Source organism: Bacillus sp. JJ1122, assembly GCF_036964885.1.
Taxonomy (GTDB): Bacteria; Bacillota; Bacilli; order Bacillales; family Cytobacillaceae; genus Mesobacillus.
On record NZ_JBALQL010000020.1, the window covers coordinates 102,070 to 126,007 of the forward strand.

At 41.6% G+C, this 23,938-nt stretch carries 21 protein-coding genes; 4 read left to right on the forward strand and 17 right to left on the reverse strand.

Features of this window, described 5'->3' with window-relative positions:
- Nucleotides 1-120: 120 nt before the first annotated feature.
- The 12 genes from V7201_RS12060 to V7201_RS12115 form a co-directional block, all read right to left on the reverse strand.
- Nucleotides 121-1,104, reverse strand: a complete 984-nt coding sequence (locus V7201_RS12060) for a tRNA dihydrouridine synthase (RefSeq protein WP_335376985.1) — start codon at nt 1,102-1,104, stop codon at nt 121-123.
- Nucleotides 1,105-1,396: 292 nt separating this feature from the next.
- Nucleotides 1,397-2,155, reverse strand: coding sequence for a hypothetical protein (locus tag V7201_RS12065; protein WP_335376986.1), 759 nt, complete (start codon nt 2,153-2,155; stop codon nt 1,397-1,399).
- A complete protein-coding gene (locus V7201_RS12070) occupies nt 2,148-5,930 on the reverse strand; it encodes an AAA domain-containing protein (protein WP_335376987.1) in 3,783 nt (1,260 codons plus the stop codon). Before V7201_RS12070 ends, V7201_RS12065 begins: the two co-directional genes overlap by 8 nt.
- A 188-nt stretch (nt 5,931-6,118) precedes the next feature.
- Complete coding sequence (rlmD, locus tag V7201_RS12075) at nt 6,119-7,489, reverse strand: 23S rRNA (uracil(1939)-C(5))-methyltransferase RlmD (RefSeq protein ID WP_335376988.1); 1,371 nt, start codon at nt 7,487-7,489, stop codon at nt 6,119-6,121.
- A 69-nt stretch (nt 7,490-7,558) separates the two neighbouring features.
- Complete coding sequence (locus tag V7201_RS12080; protein ID WP_335376989.1) at nt 7,559-7,903, reverse strand: DUF3221 domain-containing protein; 345 nt, start codon at nt 7,901-7,903, stop codon at nt 7,559-7,561.
- Nucleotides 7,904-8,092: 189 nt separating this feature from the next.
- Nucleotides 8,093-8,557 carry a BsuPI-related putative proteinase inhibitor gene (locus tag V7201_RS12085; protein ID WP_335376990.1) on the reverse strand — a complete coding sequence of 155 codons (465 nt, stop codon included), beginning with the start codon at nt 8,555-8,557 and terminating at the stop codon, nt 8,093-8,095.
- 155 nt (nt 8,558-8,712) lie between these two features.
- The gene (locus V7201_RS12090) at nt 8,713-10,065 is read right to left on the reverse strand and encodes a TrkH family potassium uptake protein (protein WP_335376991.1); all 1,353 of its coding nucleotides are present in this window, start codon (nt 10,063-10,065) and stop codon (nt 8,713-8,715) included.
- A 154-nt stretch (nt 10,066-10,219) separates the two neighbouring features.
- Complete coding sequence (locus V7201_RS12095) at nt 10,220-10,642, reverse strand: hypothetical protein (RefSeq protein WP_335376992.1); 423 nt, start codon at nt 10,640-10,642, stop codon at nt 10,220-10,222.
- A 186-nt stretch (nt 10,643-10,828) separates the two neighbouring features.
- Complete coding sequence (locus tag V7201_RS12100) at nt 10,829-11,308, reverse strand: hypothetical protein (RefSeq protein ID WP_335376993.1); 480 nt, start codon at nt 11,306-11,308, stop codon at nt 10,829-10,831.
- A 141-nt stretch (nt 11,309-11,449) separates the two neighbouring features.
- Entirely contained in the window at nt 11,450-13,582 is a 2,133-nt protein-coding gene (recQ, locus tag V7201_RS12105; protein ID WP_335376994.1) for a DNA helicase RecQ, read from the reverse strand.
- Between the two features lie 278 nt (nt 13,583-13,860).
- Nucleotides 13,861-14,751 carry an ABC transporter permease subunit gene (locus tag V7201_RS12110; RefSeq protein ID WP_335376995.1) on the reverse strand — a complete coding sequence of 297 codons (891 nt, stop codon included), beginning with the start codon at nt 14,749-14,751 and terminating at the stop codon, nt 13,861-13,863.
- Complete coding sequence (locus V7201_RS12115) at nt 14,744-15,697, reverse strand: ABC transporter permease subunit (protein WP_335376996.1); 954 nt, start codon at nt 15,695-15,697, stop codon at nt 14,744-14,746. Before V7201_RS12115 ends, V7201_RS12110 begins: the two co-directional genes overlap by 8 nt.
- A 471-nt stretch (nt 15,698-16,168) precedes the next feature.
- Here V7201_RS12115 and V7201_RS12120 point away from each other — a divergent pair, with 471 nt between their 5' ends.
- Entirely contained in the window at nt 16,169-16,708 is a 540-nt protein-coding gene (locus V7201_RS12120) for an MEDS domain-containing protein (protein ID WP_335376997.1), read from the forward strand.
- Between the two features lie 124 nt (nt 16,709-16,832).
- Here V7201_RS12120 and V7201_RS12125 read toward each other — a convergent pair whose 3' ends face one another.
- From V7201_RS12125 to V7201_RS12140, 4 genes are all read right to left on the reverse strand, one after another.
- Nucleotides 16,833-17,483, reverse strand: coding sequence for a pyridoxamine 5'-phosphate oxidase family protein (locus V7201_RS12125; protein ID WP_335376998.1), 651 nt, complete (start codon nt 17,481-17,483; stop codon nt 16,833-16,835).
- 350 nt (nt 17,484-17,833) lie between these two features.
- Nucleotides 17,834-18,010, reverse strand: a complete 177-nt coding sequence (locus tag V7201_RS12130; protein ID WP_335376999.1) for an amino acid transporter — start codon at nt 18,008-18,010, stop codon at nt 17,834-17,836.
- Nucleotides 18,011-18,408: 398 nt separating this feature from the next.
- Nucleotides 18,409-18,552, reverse strand: coding sequence for a hypothetical protein (locus V7201_RS12135; RefSeq protein WP_335377000.1), 144 nt, complete (start codon nt 18,550-18,552; stop codon nt 18,409-18,411).
- Nucleotides 18,553-18,579: 27 nt separating this feature from the next.
- Nucleotides 18,580-18,813: a hypothetical protein gene (locus tag V7201_RS12140; RefSeq protein ID WP_335377001.1), complete on the reverse strand. Its 234-nt coding sequence runs from the start codon at nt 18,811-18,813 to the stop codon at nt 18,580-18,582.
- A gap of 293 nt (nt 18,814-19,106) precedes the next feature.
- Between V7201_RS12140 and V7201_RS12145 the strand changes: the two genes are divergently transcribed.
- Genes V7201_RS12145 through V7201_RS12155 form a run of 3 tightly spaced genes read left to right on the forward strand, consistent with a single transcriptional unit; the run spans nt 19,107 to nt 22,787 of the window.
- Complete coding sequence (locus V7201_RS12145; protein WP_335377002.1) at nt 19,107-20,603, forward strand: spore germination protein; 1,497 nt, start codon at nt 19,107-19,109, stop codon at nt 20,601-20,603.
- A 20-nt stretch (nt 20,604-20,623) separates the two neighbouring features.
- Complete coding sequence (locus V7201_RS12150; protein WP_335377003.1) at nt 20,624-21,709, forward strand: GerAB/ArcD/ProY family transporter; 1,086 nt, start codon at nt 20,624-20,626, stop codon at nt 21,707-21,709.
- Nucleotides 21,702-22,787, forward strand: a complete 1,086-nt coding sequence (locus V7201_RS12155) for a Ger(x)C family spore germination protein (RefSeq protein ID WP_335377004.1) — start codon at nt 21,702-21,704, stop codon at nt 22,785-22,787. The genes V7201_RS12150 and V7201_RS12155 overlap by 8 nt, the downstream gene beginning before the upstream one ends.
- 173 nt (nt 22,788-22,960) lie before the next feature.
- On the opposite strand, the gene V7201_RS12160 is transcribed toward V7201_RS12155, so the two are convergent.
- Nucleotides 22,961-23,785: a cupin domain-containing protein gene (locus V7201_RS12160; RefSeq protein ID WP_335377005.1), complete on the reverse strand. Its 825-nt coding sequence runs from the start codon at nt 23,783-23,785 to the stop codon at nt 22,961-22,963.
- Nucleotides 23,786-23,938: the final 153 nt, after the last annotated feature.

Genomic DNA, 23,938 nt, shown 5'->3' on the forward strand with positions numbered 1-23,938 from the left:
AAAAAAATGGCTGGTGTGGAGAACGGTTTTTATCCCGGCCTCCACACCAGCCAACTAACTGCTTACTATTAAAATTAACTTTTTGGAGGCAATCAATTTCAGTTCGAAGTGGGGTCACTCCTACTGCTCTCCAATTCCCTCCAGTTTCTCGGACGCAAACTGCTCAAGCAATTCCCGCACTTCATCTGTTGTCTTCGTGTTCATCAATTGATTTCTTAATCCAGCAGCTCCCTGGAATCCCTTAACATAAATCTTGAAAAAGCGATGAAGAGCCGTGAACGGCCGCAGCTCTAAGTGCGCATACTTATCATGAAGCTCCATATGCAGTCTTAAGAGGTCAAGCAATTCCTCACTGCTGTGTTCTTTCTTCTCTTTTTCAAATGCAAATGGATTATGGAAAATTCCACGCCCAATCATAACCCCATCAACACCATATTGTTCAACGAGCTTCAATCCAGTTTGACGGTCAGGAATATCCCCATTAATCGTCAAAAGGGTATCCGGTGCCACCTCGTCACGAAGTTTCTTAATCTCTGGGATCAGCTCCCAATGCGCTGGCACCTTGCTCATTTCATCCCTTGTACGCAGATGGATGGAAAGATTCGCAATGTCCTGTTCTAAAATGTGTCTTAGCCAGACCTTCCATTCGTCCACATCAGAGAAACCGAGCCTTGTCTTTACACTTACGGGCAATCCTCCCGCTTTTGCTGCTTGTATTAATTCTGCTGCCACTTCCGGACGGCAGATCAGGCCGCTTCCCTTCCCGTTCTGAACCACATTGGGTACCGGACAGCCCATATTGATATCCAAACCCTTAAAGCCCAGTTCCGCCATACCAATACTCATTTGCCGGAAGTTTTCAGGCCTGTCCCCCCAGATATGGGCGACAATTGGCTGTTCATCCTCTGTAAAAGTCAAACGCCCCCGCACACTTTTTATTCCCTCAGGGTGACAATAACTCTCACTGTTTGTAAATTCCGTAAAAAATACATCCGGTCTTGCTGCCTCACTCACTACATGGCGGAAAACTACATCCGTCACTTCTTCCATTGGTGCCAGTATAAAAAAAGGTCGTGGTAAATCACGCCAGAAATTCTCTTTCATCGTGCCATTCAAATCCTCTCATTAAGGGATACCAGGCTAACCCCTTATCCCAAAATTAAAAAGCAGAATATCCCTGCTCCTTTTACACTTATACCATGTTTAAGCACTTTTTATCAAACTGATTGGAATGGTAATTTTAACTTTAGAGACATGGGGACGGTTCTCGCGTTTCAATCTAGAATCCAAATACTGCTATCAGCTAGGATGAATTCGTGACACTAAAAGAGCCTTATCCACCAAAGGATAAGGCTCTCCTATTTACACAAGTACAATCTTCACCGCTGCCTCACAGTTAAAAGGAAGCATGAGGTACGTCCCCATCCCGCCATATCAGACGTTCTTTTTCTTCTATTTGCTTTTCGAATGTTTCATCCCAGCGTTGGAGCTGGGTATTCCAGACACGGGCATAGAATTTGTCTTGTTCTTTATTGTAGAGTTGAAATTCGAGGCATGGGATGTGCTCAACTTTCTGTTCGTCAAAGCTATTTACTGCAGCCACTACTGTCTGGAAGCCGTCTTCCTCCTCGCCATTTCGGCTCTCAGCGAGAACTTGCAGAATACGTTCCTTCTCTAAGATGTTCTGATGATTATCATACCGGTAAAGCGGCAGTTCTTCGTCAGTTTCAGGCAAAGGCTCGGTCATCTCTGGCCAAACCTCATCGTGAATCGGGCTGTATGAAAGCACAGCCGACTCTTCTGCCAACTCCTCTTCCATAATCCCTGTTTTCAACTGCCCGTGCCCTCTCGATGTCAGCCTGTAGCTTCCTTTTTCCAGTGTGATCAAACCCGTGCGCTGCATTTTCTTCAGTAAATCTTCAATGAACAGCTCCTCGACCAGCAGCAGTTGAGATAAATTGGCTGCGCGATGGATTTGGGCCTTTTCAAAAGTGAGCAGCATCATTTTCATGAGAATGTCCATTTTTGACCGTTTTACACGATTAAACGCCACAGTATAAATCGTCACCGGGAATTGCCAGATCCCCGTTTTCTTGATTTGGACAGCTGGATTTTTAAGTAAATTCGCATGTAACTGCTTTTTTAATTTATCCATTCATACCCACCTCTTCAAGAGTTCGCAATCCATTGTGCTTTTTGACCGTTTCAAAAACGTGAGTATACATTTTTCTTGCATCCCTATGTTTCGTCCGCTCGGTGAACATCTTCGTGCTGCCAACCATCACAAGCAGCTCTCTTGCTCTCGACAATGCCACATTCAGCCTGCGATAGTCTTTGGCAAATCCGATATCATCCTGCTTATTATCATGATTACGCACCATACTTAACAGGATTACATCCATCTCCATGCCCTGGAATCTGTCGACTGTCCCTGTACGGATCGTTAAGTGGGGCAAATGCAACTCCTGTTGAAGCATGCGGTCGATCCTTTTCACTTGTTCTCCGTAAAAACTGATTACTCCAATGCTTTTTTTCTCATTGGTTTCCATTCTTCCAGCTCTCTTTGCCTCTGCAGTTGCATCATCCAATTCCTTCAGCAATTCGCCAATCCTTTTCAATTCAGCCGGGTTGTACAGGCTTTTTCCACCTTTCATTCTCTCTTCGAAAAATAAAGGCTCGTTCGGCATATCGAGCCAAAGGAGATGATTGTTTCGCTTGATGTGCAGTGATTCCAGCTTGTGGTCCCGATCCAGATCGGAGTCGATTAAGCCACATTGGAGCTGTTCGTTTTCTTGCAGATAAAATGGCGTTATCGTTTCCATAATGTTTTCATGCATCCGATATTGAATAGCAAGCATCGTTTTATTGTTTTTCGGCAAGTTTTTAAACAGTCGTTCAAACAGCGACTCATTTAAAAGCTTTTTAAGTTCCGCTTTTCCTTCGAAGTCTTCACTTTCATCCGCCATTTCCTGCAGCGTTTCCTCCAATGTATCGTTCCCCAAAAGAGGCGGCAGCTGATGATGGTCGCCGACCAGAATGATTTTTTTCCCTTTCAGCATCGGCAAAAGGAGCTCCGGCGGGGTTGCTTTTGATACTTCGTCAATAATGACCACGTCAAAAATTGGGTAACTCTCAATGAAATCTTTGCGGGCGGAGGCCACACATGTTGTTCCAATTACATTTGCATGCTTCACATAAAGCTTTCGGATTTCATTCAAGTCATGGTCATTTGCTTCTTCTAGCAATGACTGCCACAGTCCCTGGACTTCCTGGAACAGCGGTAGTCTCTGCTTTTCCTGTTTCAACGACTCCCGGGTAAAAGAAACGCTCGCCAGCTTCTTTAATACCTCTTCGTGCTCCTTTTCGGGTTCTAAAGAAAGGATTTCATGTAGTGGCGTTTGTTCAGCTTCTTTTTCTTTGATTATGCAGGAGAGATTTGCAAGACTGACGCCGATTTCGGTTTGTTTCTGCATTGCTTGCTGCAGCTGGAGTGATTCTTGTTCCCGTTTTTGCTGATTCAGTTTTACCCTGAGCTCGGCTTGCTCATATTGCTCTTTCTTAGTTTGCAGTTCAAACGCTTTGGCTTCTTTTTCATGAAGCAATTCCTTTGCACTTGGAATCATTACTGCAGTGACTATCTTTTGTGCGTGCTTGTTTTTCAGGAAAGTAAGCTTGGCAGTCTGTTCGTTCATCTCTCTCTGATACTTTTGTTGCATCAACTTGCTTTCATCGAGTTCAGGCTGAAGCTGGCGAATCAGTTCCTGTTTCAAATGCAGAAGTGCTTCTTGTGCCATTTTTTTATCTGCATCATTCAGTTTTAGCTGGTCCGCTTTTTGCCATATAAAATGTCTCCGACCATATAGGCCCTTAAGAAAGGTTTCAAGCCTGTTATGATGAATGGTTGATTTTTCTTTTAACTCACTTCTCAGTTTCTCTAGAAATTGGTCAATTTCGAGAGCAGTCGTAACAACTGGAGGCATGTTTTTAAATTGTTCCTGGTACTTCTCCTCCCCCAAAAGCTGCTCAAGATAGGAAATCGCAGGATTTAATTTTTCATTATATTCCTTTAACTTTTCCAGCTGGTTGATTTTTTCGCGAAGGTGTTCGAGCTTTGCGATCAATGACTGCACTTGTAGAGAGCGTGTCAGATTTTGTTCCAGAATGATCCACTTTAAACTGTCGAATTTTTTGGCGGCAGTTATTCTATCTGTCATAGCCTCCGTCTGCTTCGTTTCCTCTTTCCGTTTCTCACATTCAGCAGAAACCTTGTCGATCGTTTGTTTCAGTTCATTCATTTCTTCTTCTAGCACCTGAAGGGCTACACTTTCTTGCAGCCGTACAATCTCTTGCTGGTTGGCCTCCAACTCTTTTTGGATCAAGTCACGATCAGGCTCTTCGACAAGAAAAGTTTCGTCTTTATCAATCGTTTCATTTAACAAACGCAAGGACTGTTCGATTTTCTGTATAAGCTGCTGAACTACTTGCCCCTCCTGTTCAACTCCATGAATGTTCTTTTTATGTTCTTCAATAATTGACTGAACTTCATTATACTGCTGCTGCGCTTTCTTCTTTGCTTCAAGCTCCGCTAGCAGTCGGGCAAGTTGTTGCTGGAGCCACTCTTGTTCCTGTTCATTCGCAGTCCATTCCATTTCTATTTCGGTTTCCCGTTGGTTTCGAGCTTCGATTTGGCTGGAAACTTCCTGCAGCGTATGGTCTTTCCAATACTGTCCGACATTCTCCTCGATGAACTTTTTACCCTCTTCTTCTATGCTTTCCGTCCGCCCCACTCTGAGGATTCGGATATCCTTAGACGCCAGCAATCGGCCAAGCGCATTGTCGACCGCTAAATTCGACTGCGACGCAACTAGAGTTCGCAGCCCCGCCTTCGCATTTTGCAGACAGATTTCAGAAATAACGGTTGTTTTTCCTGTTCCCGGCGGCCCTTGGATGACGTATAAGTCTTCAGCAGACATAGTGCCTTTTACAGCTGCCTGCTGGAACTCGTTCAATCGATTGTGAAACTGCAGCTTTGCCTGGGCTTTGACCTCTTTGACCGGCGGCTTATTTTCAAATAAAAGGCGTTCCAGTTCAGGATTCGCGGCCAAACCGTTTTCCAATTGCTTAAATCCTTGCCGAAGTCTTTTCAACTGACTTAAGGTTGCAAAATTGCTAAAGATGACTTCCTTAGGATGTACATCAAGCCGCTGCCTGCGGGCCTGAGCTTCCATATAACTGTGTATTTCCACCTCAACCGTAGAAGCCGAACGATTCGCTTTCAGAACTTTTCCTATTTCCTGGTCAATCCCTTTTAGCTTGACGCTCATATCCTTGAGCGACTTCCAATCCTTTTCATTCAGCTCACAGCCTGTTATTTTTACCTGACTGAAGTCATCATTGAATAAAAGCGTGGAATATCGGGAGGTTATATCAGGAATATCTGCGGACTGCTCCTGAATTTTCAGATAGCCTTCCCAACTCGCAATACGCTTTTTCACATACATAGAACTTTCCTGGGCAACCGGCATGTTGTGAATTAAGTTCAGTAACTCAAACGGTAACGGTCCGCTACCCTGAACATTTAAGTCAAAAGTAAGATTTGCCGGCAGGCGCCAATTAGACGGCAATGGGATATGTGTCGGCCTCGTCGTTACATTCGTCGCAACAAATCCATCCTCTTTTACCAAACAATGTAAAACGACAACAGATCTGCCGCATGTCTTTCCCAGTTTTTCGTTTCTTTCAATGTCAAAAAACAAGGCAGCCGAAACAAGACCATCTGCCGATTGCGGATACTTTTCTATATAAACATAAAACGATTTCTCCAATAAAAAAAACGATCGCTCATCCAACCCAGCCTCTCGCATTTTACTCTTTGCCTTATTGGTCAAAGCGATCGGACAACGATATGCCTTTATTTGAGAACTTTTCATATATCCACCTGCTTTTTTTAACAAAAAAAATTTTGAAATAGTCAATTAATCTATAAGTATATACAGTTTTTTAATTAGGTTATTATAGCATAATGTTTTTGGGTGAAAGGGCAGATTTATTGCCCAATTTTTGGTGGGGGGATTTGGATATAAAGAGCCTTATCCGTCAAAGGGATAAGGCTCTTCGCTTAAAGTAATTCAATCTTCGCCACACACTCCACATGCGTCGTCTGCGGAAACATATCAACCGGCTGCACCTCAACCGTCTTATACCCGCCATCCTCAAGGATCCGCAAATCCCTCGCCAGAGTAGCTGGATTACAAGACACATACACAACCTTCTTCGGTTTCATATCAATAATGGTCTGCAAAAGTGCTTCGTCACAGCCTTTGCGCGGTGGATCGACGACTAACACGTCGGCGCTGTTTCCTTCTGCATACCAGGCTGGAATGACTTTTTCCGCTTCACCGACGGCGAATTCTGCATTGGTAATCTCATTGAGCTCTGCATTCCTTTTTGCATCTTCAATCGCTTCCGGAATAATCTCGACCCCGAATACCTTCTTTGCTTTTTGCGCTAAAAACAATGAAATCGTGCCGATGCCGCAGTAAGCGTCGATGACGGATTCTTCACCTGTCAGCTCTGCGTACTCAAGTGCCTTGTCATAAAGCACCTTTGTCTGCTCAGGGTTTACCTGGTAAAAGGAACGAGCGGAAATGGCGAACTTAATGTCACCGATAAAATCATAAATAACCTCGCTTCCCCAGAGGACCTCTGTTTTATCACCCATAATCACATTCGTTTTCTTGGAGTTCACATTGTGGACGATGGATTTTACCTTAGGAAGCCTCGAAATAATCTCCTCGACGAGCTTGTTCTTATGAGGAATCTCATTCGTTCTCGTCACAACGACGACCATCAGCTCGCCGGTCTGCCTTCCATAGCGGGCCATGATGTGGCGAAGCACTCCTTTGTGCGACTCCTCATTATACGCCAGGATTCCCAGCTCACTGGCGATTTCTTTTACCACCTGGACAGCCTCGTTAATCTCATTTAAGTGCAACAGACTCTCATTCGTATCAACGATTTCATGGCTGCGCGGCTTGAAGAAGCCTGCAATCAGCTTGCCATCCTGCTCGCCAACAGGCACCTGTGCCTTGTTCCGGTAATGCCACGGGTGCTCCATCCCCAAAATCGGATGCACTTTTACATCCTCAAGCTTGCCAATACGCGTCAGCACCTGCTTCACCTGATTTTCCTTATACTTCAGCTGACCCTCATAGCTGATGTGCTGCAGCTGGCAGCCCCCGTATTTATGGGCATCCTCTGCCGGACAGTCGACTCGGAATGAACTTTTTTCCATAATCTCCATCAAGCGCCCAAAGCCGTATCCTTTGTTTGCCTTGACCACCTTTACCTGCGCTTTTTCGCCGGGAAGGCCACCTGGCACAAAAATCGGATAGCCCTCGACCTTGGCCACACCCGCTCCGTCATGCGTCAGATCCTCAAATACTACATCTATAAAATCGTTCTTTTTAACCGGTATCGTTTTGCTCATGTTTTCCGTCCTTTGCAGTGAATTAGCTAAGTCAGATTTTATCATAATGAGGGGCGGATTGCGAAAAGCTTATCTGGCTTCCACTTTCTTGGCCCGGCCCTGTTCAGGGTAACTCTCCGCTACAGACCCCTCTGTCCAGAACACCACATGGTCGCCTTTTTGAAACTGATCTACTTTGTCATACGTGAGCCAGATGAGTTTCAGCCCGCCCTGGTCAATCAGTGCTTCACTCGAAACATCTTTAATATCGTTATACGTGTCCTGGCTGATCTCCTGTACAACCAGAATCCGGCCCTCTTTTTTCTCTAAAATAAACCCCTCTTTCGAATCAGAATTCTCCAGCTTCCCTGTACAGCCAATCACGATGACCGAAATCGCTACCAACAGCAGAAAAAAGAACTGCATCGCTCTCATCTCTATTTCCCCCTTTTCCAATTCGACGATTCCTTGTTAAAAAAGTTACCGTCCCTCCAGCCTAAAAACGCCCATATAAAAAGAAGCAGAAGATCCGTCCCCCTGCTTCAAAACGCTCATAAAAAAGTAGCATAAGATCCGTCCCCGGCCATAAAAAAAAGAAGCAGGAGAAACGTCCCCTTGCTTCCCTTATTCTACGGAAAATTCCTGTTCGGCTTTGTATTTTGGTCCTCCTGCTGGTGTCATCCAGACTGTCAGTGTGTATTTTCCTTTTTCGAGGGAAAGTTTTTTCAGATCAATGACATAGCTCAAAGTTTCTCCCTGTTTGATCGTTACTTCACCCAAAGCCTGTAAGAAAGCGGCTGTGCTTGAAAATAGAAAGATTTCTTCGCCGTCCTTATTTTTAACCGAATAATCATATCTCTGTGAGCTTGTGAATTCTAGTGTGACTTCCTGTTCCGTCTGGTTTTTCACTTCGTACTGAAAAACCAATGGACTTTGCTGTGTCAAACTTGCAGCCACTTCTCCTGCCACGATCCCATGCCCTCCTCCACCAGTACCATTAACTGGTTCATCATTTGCAACCTTGTTCTCCGTTCCGCATCCCGAAACCAAAATTCCCAGCAGCAATAGTATGATTGATAAATTTTTCATTGCCCGCTCCTCCTGATAAATGCATCAAAATATCCTTCACTCTATTTGTCAGAGAGTGCGATCAAAAGGTTACACGGATGTGTAAATAAAAATCCCACTCACAGGAAGCATCCACATATACCGTAAAACCTGGAACACGAGAACCGTCCCCATGTTCACCCGATGAGGATTTTTTCCTCGGCATAGCGGAGGTTTGCCTTTTTGGAATGAATGGCGAGTGCGAAGGCCATTGTTAATGGTCCAACGCGGCCGATGAACATCATGATAGTGATCAGGATTTTCCCCCATGGACTTAAGTCGGGGGTTAACCCGGCACTCATCCCTACGGTTCCAAATGCAGATACGGTTTCAAAAGCAATGAGATGCATCTCCGCACCACGCTCCGTTATGGTCAGCAAAAAGAAAATAACAAAGATGAATATCACTCCTGATACAGCAATCGATAAAGCCCTGAATACGAGTGAACTCGGTATTCTCCGTTTGAAAATATTGATATCTTCCTTATTCGTGACAACTGCCCAGAGCGTTAAAATCAATATAGCAAAGGTGGTCACTTTAATTCCGCCGCCCGTTGAACCCGGGGAAGCACCGATAAACATCAGGCCCATCATCAAGACAAGGGAGCTTAACGTCATCTGGCTGATATCAATGGAATTGAAACCCGCGGTACGAGTCACGACACCCTGAAAATAAGCGGCCCACCATTTGTCTCCTATACTCAGGCTGCCTAACGTTGCCGGGTTATGATATTCCAGGGCAAATATAAGAACCGTGCTGCCAACGTTGAGCAATAACGTGAACGCTAAAACTATTTTCGTATGCAGAGAGATTTTCGTGATTTTTTTCTTTTCAAAAACATCAGCTATGACAAAGAATCCAATGCCGCCGATAATGAATAATCCTGTAATGACGATATTTACGGTAGGGTCCCCTACCCATTTCATTAAACTATCAGCTTCCAGACCAAATCCCGCATTATTAAAAGCCGAGATCGAATGGAAAATCCCATAATAAATAGCCTTTCCCATACTCATTTCCTGCGCCCAGCGAATCGATAATGCAACAGCGCCAATTGCTTCCACTATTAACGTAATCACGATCACGCGCTTAAGCAGCTGGATAATCCCTTGCAAAGAAAAAGCGTTCATTGACTCCTGAAGAAGCATTCTTTGTTTATACCCAATTCTTCTCCCCATGACAATGAACATCAAAATTCCGCTGGTCATAAACCCCCAGCCCCCCACTTGAATAAGAGCTAACAAGACGATCTGCCCAAACAAAGTAAAGGTCGTTCCCGTATCGACGACTGCCAGTCCAGTCACACAGACAGCAGAGGTAGCTTCAAACAGCGCATCTATTAAGCTTAAATGATGCCGGTCTTTCGTTGCAGCAGGAATCATGAATAGCAAGGTGCCAATGATAATCAATGCTAGAAATCCGAGTAAAAGAATATGGGCTGGGTGTAATTTTACGATTCCCGGCCGTTTAATTCGCTGAAAAAAAGACATATTGTTCTCCTTGTATCATAACGTCATATACTATTCCTTTATTATTTCACAAAGCGTTGAAGCATAAACTTCAACAGGTTTGCTTAGGTCCTTCTCAAATGACTGAACCTTTCAGAAAAACGGAACAGGAGAACCGTCCCCATGTTCCTATCTATTATTCTCCTAGGCCCTCATAATGCAATCCACTTTCATAGAATTGGTCGTCTGGGACTCCCACGGAAACCTGTTTTATTTTATCCCCATCCACCCTATAAGCATAAATCCAGCCTTTTTCATTCGCAAAGCGCACTTCCAGATGATAGGGATTATAGCTGCGGCTCGTCCTTGTGCTGACTTCCCATTTCTCTCCGGGATACTGATCTTCCAGATATTCATTTAGCTGCTCAATCTTGATTCCCAGATGATAGTCGATCCAGATCGGCCTGATAGCGAAAAAAGACAATTCCGCCAGGGCTGCCGCAAGGACAACATACATGCCGACCCTCCTGAATTTTTTCGGGAGGATAAAAGCAAGAATAAGGAACCCTGCAGCAATCCCTAAAGCTATTAAAATTTCAATAATGGTAATCGGGTGCATGCCTATCCTCCTTCGTAAAAACCAGCTTTTGAGAGACTTCCTATCAAGCAAACCTCTTTTCTCCACATTACCATTTTATTCTATTTTTTCGCTACTTCATTTTATTAATTGAAAAATAAAAAAGACCTTCTGGATAGAATGGTCTTTCGCTTAAAGCAGAAAAAGGAAGCAGAAGAACCGTCCCCATTACAACACTCTATATCTTGATAATCTAAACTTTTCGATTAGATACTGGACTCCATATAGCAGGTAGGCTTTATAGTGCAGATATAGGAAAAATTGAAAATGGTTTAATCGGTTTAGGCTGATGATTTTTAGTTTTTTCAGTACATCAATGAACAGAAAAGCGAAAAGACCATCGGCGATTACATTAAGCAACACAAACTTTTTAAAGTTTCCATACGAAAATTTCAGCAGCCACATGGAAAGCGGCATGTAAGGACCAACACTAAACGGTAGTTCATCCTTTATGAAGGATTTCCGCTTATCATAAAACTTCCACCACTTCCGCTTATGCCCATACAGATGATTGATGATTTCAAAAATCACAATAAATACGCCTGCAAAACTGTAACGTTTTATACTGCGCTTGCCTATAAATAACAACGATAACCACGGAATCATGGTAATCGCTAGATTAAATAATAAGTGCCGCCTTGACGTCATGAACACTCCACCCATCCTAAGAATTCTACTCTTATTAAAATAACCAGTTTTTATTAAAAAAACCGAAATTTGGGAGGTGTTTATTTTTATCAAATACAAAAAAGACGGAATCTAAACAGTTCCGTCTCTACTGATTACTTGTTACTTCACTTTTTGCTTTGACATATATAAGAATGCTTTTATCATAAAATAACTGACTTCATCCGGCAGCAGTTCTTTAATCGGCTTCAGCTTGTCACGTCCTGCTTCTGCAACTGCTTTTTCAAGATCACCGATGGACTCATCTGGAATCAGCAGCGAATAATCGACTTCCATTCCCTGCTGGATGCATTGGATCAGATGGTTCTCCACAGTGCTTTCCGCGAGCTCACGTTGAGAAGCAATTTGGCTCACAGACAGTTTTTCCTGATGCAGCTTGTACGTTTCGAGATGGGAGTCGCCTACGGTTTTCTTCCTTGCTGGTTTAGGTGGCTCGGCAACAGCATTCAGCACGGGCTGCCGCTCCGGGTTTTCCTCGCAAAACTCTATGATTCTCTCGATAAAAGGCGCTCCGTACTTCGTCAGCTTGTGCTCACCGACTCCGCTGACCTTAAGGAACTCTGCATCTGTTAACGGCAGCTTCAGGCACATGTCCTTCAAAGCTGAATCCGAGAAAATCACAAACGGCGGCACCTTTTCCTTATCCGCCACCGTCTTCCTCAGGGCCCTCAGCTCCTCGAACAATGGATCATCATTTGTAACCTGCTTGATCTGGACTGCCTCTTTGCGGAAAACTTGAATTTTACCGAGAAGAACATCCTTCCCTTTCGCTGGGACATAGATTGTCGGATATGAACCGTGCTCGACGCCAATCAGCTCCTGGGAAATCAGAAATTCAATCAGGTCATTCACCTGCTTGGCGTTCCGATCCTTCATCAAGCCATATGTCGGCAGTTTATCGAGACGGAACTCGATGACTTTTTTATTTTTCGAACCGGTTAGGACATTGGCCGTCATCGCTTTCCCGTATTTCTGGCCCATCCGGATGATGCAGCTCAGCACCATCTGCGCATCCTTCGTGACATCCTGCGTTTTGCGGGCGTCGGTACAATTGCCACAGCGGCCGCACGGCGTTGTTTCAGTCTCGCCAAAATAATGGAGAATGTACGATTGCAGGCAATCCTCGGTATGGCAGTATCCGACCATCTGCTGCAGCTTTTCAAGCTCAGGCGCAATCCGCTCGCGATCAGCGGACTGGTCAATTAGGAAGCGCTGAACCTGAACATCCTGCGACGAATACAGCACGATACATTCGCTGTCCAGCCCATCACGCCCTGCACGGCCTGCCTCCTGATAATAACTCTCCATATTCTTTGGCAGTTGGAAGTGGATCACGTACCTGATATTGCTTTTATCAATTCCCATTCCGAATGCCGAGGTCGCGACCATCACTGTCGTTTCATCCTGTAAAAATCGCTCCTGCTCGCTATTCCGGTCTTCATCATTCATGCCTGCATGATAGCGGGCAGCATTGATTCCTTCTTTTTTCAGCCATTCATAAAGCTGGTCGACATTCTTCCTTGTCGCTGTGTAGATGATGCCTGCTTCCTTTTCATTCTTTTTCACAAATTCCTTCATAAACGCTTGCCGGTCCTGACCTTTAATGACCGAGAAACTTAAGTTTGTCCGCTCAAATCCTGTAATGATCGTGTTTTCAGGATTTATTTTTAGCGAGGCACAGATGTCCTCCCTAACCTTTGGTGTAGCCGTTGCCGTTAAGGCGAGCACGATTGGCTGCTTTGGCAGGCGGTCAGCAAGACTTGAGATGTGCAGATAGCTCGGCCGGAAATCATGGCCCCACTGCGAAATACAGTGCGCTTCATCGACCGCAATCAACGGGATGTCCATGTCCTGAAGATCGTCCATGAATTCCCACGAACCGAGACGTTCAGGTGCAATGTACAACAGCTTGTACTTTCCCCTGCGCGCATCATTCATGCGGGCAGCCGCTTCCCCGGCAGTCAGCGAGCTGTTGATATAGGTCGCCGGAATGCCATGCTGGACAAGCGTATCGACCTGGTCCTTCATTAAAGAGATGAGCGGCGAAATAACAATAGTCGTACCCGGCAGCACAAGCGCAGGAATTTGATAGACAATCGACTTACCACCGCCAGTCGGCATGACACAAACCGTATTTTTTCCGTCAAGTACAGAACTGATTGCCTGTTCCTGGCCATGGCGAAACGAAGAATATCCAAAATGATTTTGCAATAACTCACGGGCTTTTTGAAGCATGATAGGCGGGCTCCTTTCAAGGTAAAATTTTGAGGGGATTTAAGAGGAGTAACAATCATATTGTAACAGATTCGCTGATGCAACCCAACGGAAAAAGAACAAGCAAAGGGACGTTTTTTCTGGAAGCAAGGGGACATTTCCCCTGCTTCCTCGCCGAAGCAAAGGGACGTTTCTTTCGCTTCTTTTAAAGTGAATTTCAGCACCATAGAATGATAGACTCCGGTGAAGGCTTCTATTAAAAAAAGGAAGCACAAGGTACGTCCCCATGCTTCCTTCCTTTAAATCCTTTTATATTTCTTATCAAAATATTGCTGCAGTCCATTGCTTGTGAGTGAAAACGCGAAAATCGTGATCCCTATTGCAATGGTACCTGTGATTGGCAGCCATGGGTGCGACCAGATATGCTTGGTGAGATCCAGGTAATAGGTCGGCCAAATGTTAGAGGTGTTCATGGCTTTATACCCCCCGCTCAATTGTGAAACGAATTCGACGCTAAAAAAGATTTCCACGATTCCGAGCTGCCCGATCAGGAAGAGAATCCTTCCCAAGTCCGAAAAAAATTGGACGATGAAGAACGGTCTTAACGGCGGCCAATAGTAGTTCCGCAGCATCGCCAGCGCTGAAGAGCCGGCGACAATTCCTGCCTCCACATAAGGTTTTTTCTTGATATCCAGCATTCCTTGATAAAAGATATCCGCCACCCTGCCTACCTCAATCAGTGCAAGAACGATCATGAACCACAGGTACCGATTCTCCGAAAAAACGATAAACGGTGTGCCTACGATTAAAATGATAAAGAAAATGGGCGGCATGAATGAAAACAACCGATTCCAAACGATGAGGATTTTATGGAAAAATCGCGAATAAAAGCTCGCCAATGCCAGTGGTATGGCGAAAATATACCGGATCAGGGCAATCGCCAGAATGGTAAGCAGCGTTTCCTTCGTCCCTAGCAGCACCTTGCTCAATAAATCGACCCCATTCGCATCCGAGCCGATTGGGTATTCTTTTGATAGGGCGAAAGGCGGCAGTTCATAGCCGCCATCTTCTTTCTGCCTCATCACTTGCTCTTTTAAAGATGTGTCAACAAACGGAAGGTATGGCGCTGTAAAGGCGACAACCAACAGGAAAGATAGTATGAGTAAGCCTATTGTCAGTGATTTATTCATGATTCATCTCCTGTGAAGCCGGTGTGACGATACTTCTGAAAATCTGCGCAACTAAATTCGAAACAAGAATAATCGATGTAAAAAAAATCGTATAGCCAAACGCCGATACTCCGTCCACCCCGATATCAAGCCCGATGTTGAAATTTGTTCCGCTAAAGACTGCCTGGAACAGCCCACTGGCAGCTCCTTTGAAATCCGTCAGTTTTTCGACGATAAATAGATTTGATAATACATAGAGTGTGATGGTATTTGCATGCGCAAGGATTTTGGGCAAGGAATTTTTCAAGACATGCAGGAACAATATTTTTGTGCCAGACGTCCCTTTCGATCTCGCAGTTCGGATGTAGTCATTCCCCTCCTGCTCGCGCAGACTTACATTGGTGATGTTTGCCAGGTAAAAAACAGGATAGATCAATAAAAATAGAATACAAACAACATAAGTTTCGAGATTATCACTGCCATACAAAGAGACATGGAAAAACAGCCCTTTTTCATACAGATACATCAAGCCGATTTGAGTGATGATGATGAAAAAGAGATCCGGCATCGAGATGAACAGCCACGTCGTCTCGTTCCCCAAAAAGTTCAGCCTCCGCTTCTGCATCCGGAAATCAAAGATGCCTTTCAATACACCAAAAATAAAAGCCAATATCAAGGCTGGCACTATCAGCAGCAAACTTTTCCAAGCCTTGGGCAATATTTTTTCCGAGTAAGACTGGCCCGGGATGATTTCCCCCAACCCCTGGTTTTCTTTTATATACTGAAAGAAACCCTTAATATTCGCAATGTGCTTGTCCACATCATATACATAGGTGGCCGATTCAAATTGTCCGCCCTTCCCCACCTCATACTTCGTCGTATTCGGCAAAAACAAAATCGCAATAAATAAAAATACACAAATAATCCATAACAAAAATTGCTCGACTGCTTTTTTCAAATAAACCATTTTTCCTCCTGCTGCGCTGAATATACATAATTTTTCGTCTTTTTAATGCGTGAAAGCTCTCAAACACTTTAAAACTCAAAACCTCACAAACCCTCTATAACAAATCCTGATGGACCCCTTTAAGTCCGAGTCCAAGAACCCTATCGAAAATAGCTAATACAATCAAAATCTCCAAAAATCACAGAAGGATGCACCACCATCCTACTTAAGTCATACATACATATTACCATTTTTTTCATATTACAAGGAATAGAAAATTTGAAGCAGAGGGACGTACCCATCGCTTCTTTAAGCATGTTGTTTATCGTCAACGTATAATAGAAACCAATATAAACTTTAATAAAAAATGGAAGCATAAGAAACGTCCCCATGCTTCCGCAATGGAAATTTACTGGATAAACCCATTTCCATATCAATGTATGTTAAACTTTATAGACAGGCGTTATATGTCTATATCAATGGGGTGCATAGTTGGAAAGTACGCATTTAATAGAAATAGATGAAATACAAAACCTTACCAAGGGACATGCTTTGTATTTTTTTGATGATCAGGAACAGTATGTTTCAAATATTGTGGACTTTATCATTTCCGGTTTAGAATTGAATGAACATTGTATCATTATAGAAAATGATCGAATTACTCCATTGATTAAAAAAAAGCTCACAGCCTTAGTGAATAAAAACCGTCTCGAAAACGTGACGTTCGTCAATAATTATGACTTTTATTACGCAAAGGGAGACTTCAGAATTAACTCTATTTTCGACTATCTCCCGAAATTAATTGCAGGTTATCCCGTACTCGATTTGGTTGTACGAAGCTGGGCTCATATAGAATGGCGTGATGAGCGGGAAGTAAGTAAAAAATTATTGGATTCAGAAAATGAAGCCGATAAAATTGTTTCCGAAACAAAACTGCTTTCCGTTTGTGCCTACGATTCAGAAAGAGTCAGTCAGGAGTTTAAAGAAGGCCTCCTAACTTGCCACAACCTTCTTATTAATGAGAAGAAATAAAGAAGAAGCGGAGGGACGTTTCCTTTGCTTCTTCTAGCGTCATCGTATTATAGGAACCAAGAAAAGCTTTAATAAAAAAAGGAAGCACAAGATACGTCCCCATGCTTCCCCTTTCCATGCTTCTTTAATAAAGCCTATTCACATAACCTTCTTGTAAAGACTTGGCCACTTCCTCTGATGTTACATTCGGTATTTTTGCATGATCGACTAGCATTTGTGGAACGGATGGCAGAGTTTCTTTTTCAGGCCATAAGTCTGGTTTCCACAGGGATGAGCGGATTAACGCTTTTGCACAGTGTACATAGCATTCCTGCACTTCAACCAGGATCCCGAATAGCGGCACTCGTCCATTTACCGCACTCATTTCAAGAAGCTCAGGATCACGGCATATATACGCTTTCCCGTTTACCCTTAACGTCTCTCCCAGTCCAGGAATCAAAAAGATGAGTCCGATATTAGGGTTGGTGATGATGTTTTGTGCTGAATCCATTCTCTTATTGCCTGGACGCTCTGGAATGAACAAGTGCTGCTCGTCAATCACAGACACAAATCCCGGATGGTCCCCTCTTGGCGAAACATCACATTGCCCCTCTGAGTTAGCAGTAGCCATCGTCAAAAATGGCGAATTTGAAATGAATTCACTGACATGCTCGTCGATAAAAGAAATCACTTTATTCGCTGCCCTTTCACTTGGAGTTCCAACAGAGGTACGGAACAATTCAAATTCTTCTACAGTAGAGATAATACCTTCAAACTTCTTAATCTCAAAAACCACCTTTAAAACTTCTATTTATTTATACTATAGTAAAAACCTTTGAATAACGGAAGCAGAGGGACGTACCCTTCGCTTCTTATATGTAAAGTTCAGCTTCTAGTTTTTTTGGAATCGGTGAAAGATTCAACAAAAAAATGGAAGCATAAGATACGTCCCCATGCTTCTAATCATCATCAATATTTTTCCCCCATCCAAAACCTGACTTACCCAAATAATAGTGGACTCCCGCGGATAATAATACAGAGAATATTGGTATTATAACTCCCATTTTAACCTCCTAATAATATCGCTTGATGAATCATTTGTTTATTAAGAAAGCCGACATATAGCAGCCGGTAAGTAATCGATTGTTATGTCAATAACTTAGCAATAATAATAAAGAGTATTGATAGTGAAAAGAAACCTATCATGAAATATCCAAAATATCTTAAGGGTTTTGGCAGCTTTTTTAAATCTACATCAGTAGGGTATCCTTCGATATTGCTCATGTGCTCCATTGCATCATTAATGGGTTTTTTATCGGACATGTTAACCCTCCTAGATATTCAATATTTCCCCAGGTAATTCCACCTTAAGTTAACCCGCACTTACCTCAATAAGATTTCCAACAAAAAAGTGCCTTAATCTTTCTTAGATCAAAACACCCATTTTCGAAAAATAAGGTTTAATTAAGTCTTATAAACAAAAATGCAATTAGATACATGAGTGTGCCAACGAGTAACATACCACCTATAATATAACTGATGCTGGTGAGGATAAATTTTATGAAATCATATATTGCACCAGCCAAATCATCTATAAACTTGGTCACACCCACACCTCCACCAATCTGACATTTTCAGCAATCCGACCTATTAATTTAGCTTAATAAGCATTTCAAATAAAGCGTTATTCTTCATCCTTCATTGACAATGCACTTCAGGGTTTAGTTCATTATATTGCCAATAAACTCCCCAACGTTACCTCCCAGACGGTAGGATGCATACCAAATCCATAATGTTAACACCATTGTTGTAAGGACTGGATGCTTTTCCATTAGTCTTTTCAGTTCTTTTGAAAAATCGACCATCTGATCAGCTCCTTAAGTATTATGCTGTCATTTGCCCTTATTATCTTTTGTTAAAATTAGATAAACCCCCACTATTACTATTGCCCCCAGTACAATGTAGGTGCTGGTTTCTAAACCACCGCCCCAAGCGAGTGTATTGAGTGGATGCTTTTGATGTGCTGCTGAGATTATTATCGAATCTGAAATGGAATTCAGACCATAAAGGATAAGTCCAGTAAGTATTGCCTGTACCACAATGAAAATCCCTAGCAATTCTTTCATTTTTACTCTCCTTTACCATTTAAAACTTCTCAACATTCCGATTCTCCATTCCTTACTCGAATTCCTCCTTTTTCCATTTAACTTCTTTTAGAGTGAAGTTCAACGGGATAGAAAAGAAGCAGAGGGACGTACCCTTCGCTTCTTTTGAGTAAAATTCAACTTCATAGTATTTTAAGATCCGATGGAAGCTTCAATAAAAAAGGAAGCATAAGATACGTCCCCATGCTTATAAATTGGTATAAATTCTCACACCTCACACAAAATAAGAAAAAATCATTTGCAGAGGTTATTCTATGAAGTTTAAAAGCGGCGGAAATAATGGTGGATTGGGCCCCTACAATACAAACAATCAAAATTGGGTTGAAAGTTTTTCTAACTCAAATGACTTCGTCCATTCTCATACATCTTCAACAGAAGGAGATCCATTTTGGATATCTTATTTTCGCACGCTTATTTCATCTGATATTTTGCATAAAGATGTTCTTCCCTATTTACAGGAGCAGTTTTCCTTAAAAGAGTTAAAGAGCATCATTCCAATTCAAGAAATCATCCTTACCAGGGATACAGATGAAATTATCCAAAACATTCTGAATGGATTTATGGCTATTCAAATACATCCTAATGATGATCATTGTTTATTAGTGAATATTGCAAACAGTAAATTTCGCGACGTAGGAATACCAACAACAGAAGCCTCTGCAATAGGTCCGCAGATTGGATTTATTGAGGAATTAGATACAAATATTAACCTAATCCGAAAAAGATTACCTATATCAGAACTTATCGTCAAGGAAATGAAAGTCGGTAAATTATCAAAAACAAGAGTAGCAGTATTATATGTAAAAAGCATCGCTGATCAGGAAAATATAAACACAGTAATCCAAAGGATCAAAGATATCCAATATGTTCATATTCAGGATAGTTCCTATATCACTTCCATGATTGAGGACAATTCAAATTCTTTGTTTCCACAGTCCATTTCAACGGAAAGAGCAGACCGGGTGGCAGCTGGTCTAACTGAAGGAAAAATTATTATTGCGGTTGACGGATCACCAAACTTAATTATCCTGCCAGTCACTTTTATGGAATCCTTTATTGCAATAGAGGATTATAGCTATTCTTGGATTATTAGCAATTTTTTTCGGCTATTGCGATTTGCTTCCTTTTTTATCTCAACTCTCATCACTCCGATGTACGTGGCAATCATGACCTATCATTACGAATTGATACCAGCTCATTTACTTGAACCGCTTGTAGGATCAAGAGCAACTGTCCCCTTTCCCCCATTTCTAGAGGCACTCTTTTTAGAACTAATGATTGAAATGGTAAAGGAGGCAGGAATTCGTTTGCCACTGAAAATTGGACAATCACTTGGTGTTGTAGGCGGTATTGTAATTGGACAAGCAGTTGTTGAAGCAGGATTAACCAGTAATGTATTGTTAATTATCGTTGGGATGGGAACATTAGCTTCGTACACATCTCCTGTATATAAATTTAGTAATACCATCCGTTTTATTAAGTTTCCGGTCATTTTTCTTGCTGCCTGGCTGGGCTTAATAGGTGTTTTTCTATGCTTAATATATACAGGGATACATTTACTAAGGTTAACCTCTCTTGGACGTCCTTATTTAAGCCAGTATCCTTTACGAAAAACATCATTTCAAGATTTATGGGTAAGACTCCCTTTTTCCATGCAAAAATTTAATCCACAAATCTTAAGACCACAAAAAAAGAAAAAATTCGTAGACAGCAAAAAAAAGCCTGAGCCAATGAATGATTTTTATGAATAATTTTATAGGGTGATTAAATATTGAAAATAAGTATAAGGCACCAAGTCTCCCCTTATTTAGTTTTCTTTATCATATACAATTCCCAGGTCGGTGTTGGAATTTTAAGTTTTCAAAGGACGATCGCAGATAAAGCAGGATATGATGCATGGATCGGTGTCTTAGCCGCAGGGTGTTTGGTCCAGGCTTCCGTTTGGTTTATGTATAAACTGTTGGGAAAAGCAAATGGAGATATTATTGATGTTCATAATGCTGCTTTCGGTAAGTTTCTTGGAAGGTTCCTGAGTTTTTTTATTATCATTTATTACGGTTTAGCAAGTGTATCTGTTTTGCTTGAATTCATAGAGATTATTCAAGTCTGGATGTTTCCAACGTTACCGTCCTGGGTCCTCTCAATGCTGATCCTCTTGTTAGTGTATTATTGTATTTCAGGAGGATTCCGGGTTGTAGTCGGTATGTCCTTTTTGTCATTTATATTTCCGCAACTATTAATACTGATTTTATATTTTTTCCCATTAAAGATTGCTCATTTTTCAAACTTGCTGCCCATTATGAATCATTCTTTTATAGATATGGCTGACTCGATTAAAAGCTCTATGTACACCATAGCAGGGACTGAGGCATTATTAATGTACTATCCATTTATTAGAAATCCAGATGATTCCAAAAAATATGCTCATCTTGGTGTACTTTTTACTACAGTACTCTATACAGTTTCTACTATTGTTTCTTTTACTTTTTATAGTGAAGAGCAGTTAAAAACGACGATTTGGCCTGAGCTTTCTCTTATAAAAATAATGAAATTCTCTTATTTAGAGCGATTTGAATATCTGTATATCTCTATGTATTTAATAATTGTCACTGCATTGATTTCACTTTTGTTATGGTGCTCAAGCAGAGGATTAAAGAAAATATACAATATAAAGCAGAAGTATGCCTTGATATTTCTCAGTTCTGTAAGTGTATTGATTTGTCAATTATCAAACGATAACCTCAGGGAATTGCTTGATAAATATGTCACACTTATGAATTTAAGCCTATTTTATGTATATATCCCTCTGCTCCTGATGTATTTTACTTTGCTTAAAAGGGGGAATCAAAGTGGTTAATCGCGCAGCAATTTGGATATTCATCATTATCTTTTTATCAGGTTGTTCTTTACTCCCAACCAATATTGTAAATGAGGTTGGTTTCATACAAGGTGTCGGCTATGATTTGACAAACGATGGAGGCATAGAGGGAACGCTTGTATTTCCAATTTATAAAAAAAACAATTCTTCACATACTGAGGTCAAATCAGCCTTCGGACATTCCAGTAAAGAAATGCGGACTAAAATAAATAATGAAACACAACATCGCTTAGTTAGCGGACAACTTAGATTAGCCATTTATGGGACAACATTGGCGGAAAACGGCATAAATGATTATGTAGATACCATAAACCGTGATCCATCTATCGGAAGTATTGTTCAAATGGCAATAGTCGATGGCAATTCTAAAGAGTTGTTAAACATGGAAAAATATAAGAATGAGAATATCTCCCTTTACGTCCAGGAATTGCTTGACCAAAACATGGAATTAGGGCAACTTCCACGAACCAATTTACAAACTTTTTTATTTCAATTATTTCAAATAGGACAGGATCCGTATTTACCCATAATAAAAAATGTAAATGGCAGCATAAGAATTACAGGCATTGGGATTTTTAAATATGATAAATATATTACCTCTATACCAATGGAAGATATATATATATTCAAGACACTAGTTGAAAAAAACAGAACTAATGGTATGCAAGAATTTATGTTGAAAAATGGAGATAGGGTGGTTCTGGAAACTCTTTATTCAAATCCTGAGTATAAAGTCAAAATTGTTCAGGGCAGACCGGAATTTATCATTAATCTTAAAATGAAATCAAAACTTCAAGAATTTGCACCATCAGAGAAACAAAGGCAGTCATTTGATAAACAAAAATATCAAAAAGAGATAGAACAAGAGTTAGAAAAAAAAGCTGTTCATATTATTACAAAACTCAAGGAACAGCAAGTTGATCCATTAGGTTTAGGAGCAAAATATAAGGAACATTTTCGAGCATTTAATAAAAAACAATGGGAAATGTATTATCCAGATGTAAAAGTTTCTGTTAACGCAAATGTTGAAATTAAGCAAACAGGAACGATCGATTAATATACCACCGTCAAGGAATTGTCTATTCCCTGTAGTTAACGCTAGCTTTAGGAAGCAGAGGGACGTACTCTTTGCTTCTTTTAGAGTAAAGTTCAGTGTCACAGTATTAAAGGATCCGATGAAAGCTTCAATAAAAAAAAAGCATAAGGCACGTCCCTATGCTTCCGTCATTTCTACAGATTTTTGCTTTGCTGCAGGAGTTTGGATTTTCCTGTTTTTTCCCATGCTTCTACTGTTTCATATGCTTTTTCAGGAGTGTACCCTTTCCCGACGAGAACTCCCATTAGAATGAATTCTTGAAGAATGTGTAAGGCATTTATTCCTCTTTTCACATCCCCTAATCCTTCATTCACCAGGAATTCGGTGTACTTTACCCATTCGTCTGGCGTCTTACCAAAAGCAACTGTATTTCCATTGCCATTCCCGTTGCTTCCATGCTCAGCCGCTGCATCAGCTTTGGTTACATGAACCGTGCCAAACGGGTGGTTAGGTGGAGCATAGATTGAATAAAGTTTGAGCGGGATATTGCCTGTATTTTTGACGTTATGCCATGTTCCTGCAGGGATCATGATGGCAAAATCATCAGCGACATTTTTTTCATAGGTTAGGTTATCTCTACTCTTGCCCATTTGAACAATTCCCTGGCCCTGTTCAATACGTAAAAATTGATCAACAGCAGGATGAATTTCCAGCCCGATATCATCCCCAACATTGATACTCATCAACGTAACTTGCAAATGATTTCCTGTCCATAAAGCGGTTCGATACGTATTGTTTTGCTTCGTTGCTTCATTGATATTAACGGAATATGGGTTTGGACCATAATCTTTTAATACAATGTTGCCGTCACCATTTGGAAAACGGTAAGAGTTTGCATACTCATTAGGAAAACCCCATTGAACAGGCTGACTTCCATAGTTATAAACAGGTACATTCACATTATAAGGATATTGATATTGTTGTTGCGGATATGAATACATATATGGATTATTGTACATTCTTCTCAATCCCTTCACAGATTATCAATTTATCCTATGCACTTTTGAAGGGAATGTGCCCAAAGAAGCAGAGGGACGCACCCTTCGCTTCTCTTTGCGTAAAGCTCAGCGTTATAGTTGTATAGGAATCACTTCTAAAAAAAAAGGAAGCAT

Coding starts and splice junctions, on each gene's coding strand:
- V7201_RS12060 (WP_335376985.1), bottom strand. CDS start 1,104: ATGAAAGAGAATTTCTGGCGTGATTTACCACGACCTTTTTTTATACTG.
- V7201_RS12065 (WP_335376986.1), bottom strand. CDS start 2,155: ATGGATAAATTAAAAAAGCAGTTACATGCGAATTTACTTAAAAATCCA.
- V7201_RS12070 (WP_335376987.1), bottom strand. CDS start 5,930: ATGAAAAGTTCTCAAATAAAGGCATATCGTTGTCCGATCGCTTTGACC.
- rlmD (WP_335376988.1), bottom strand. CDS start 7,489: ATGAGCAAAACGATACCGGTTAAAAAGAACGATTTTATAGATGTAGTA.
- V7201_RS12080 (WP_335376989.1), bottom strand. CDS start 7,903: ATGAGAGCGATGCAGTTCTTTTTTCTGCTGTTGGTAGCGATTTCGGTC.
- V7201_RS12085 (WP_335376990.1), bottom strand. CDS start 8,557: ATGAAAAATTTATCAATCATACTATTGCTGCTGGGAATTTTGGTTTCG.
- V7201_RS12090 (WP_335376991.1), bottom strand. CDS start 10,065: ATGTCTTTTTTTCAGCGAATTAAACGGCCGGGAATCGTAAAATTACAC.
- V7201_RS12095 (WP_335376992.1), bottom strand. CDS start 10,642: ATGCACCCGATTACCATTATTGAAATTTTAATAGCTTTAGGGATTGCT.
- V7201_RS12100 (WP_335376993.1), bottom strand. CDS start 11,308: ATGACGTCAAGGCGGCACTTATTATTTAATCTAGCGATTACCATGATT.
- recQ (WP_335376994.1), bottom strand. CDS start 13,582: ATGCTTCAAAAAGCCCGTGAGTTATTGCAAAATCATTTTGGATATTCT.
- V7201_RS12110 (WP_335376995.1), bottom strand. CDS start 14,751: ATGAATAAATCACTGACAATAGGCTTACTCATACTATCTTTCCTGTTG.
- V7201_RS12115 (WP_335376996.1), bottom strand. CDS start 15,697: ATGGTTTATTTGAAAAAAGCAGTCGAGCAATTTTTGTTATGGATTATT.
- V7201_RS12130 (WP_335376999.1), bottom strand. CDS start 18,010: ATGTCCGATAAAAAACCCATTAATGATGCAATGGAGCACATGAGCAAT.
- V7201_RS12135 (WP_335377000.1), bottom strand. CDS start 18,552: ATGGTCGATTTTTCAAAAGAACTGAAAAGACTAATGGAAAAGCATCCA.
- V7201_RS12140 (WP_335377001.1), bottom strand. CDS start 18,813: ATGAAAGAATTGCTAGGGATTTTCATTGTGGTACAGGCAATACTTACT.
- V7201_RS12145 (WP_335377002.1), top strand. CDS start 19,107: ATGAAGTTTAAAAGCGGCGGAAATAATGGTGGATTGGGCCCCTACAAT.
- V7201_RS12160 (WP_335377005.1), bottom strand. CDS start 23,785: ATGTACAATAATCCATATATGTATTCATATCCGCAACAACAATATCAA.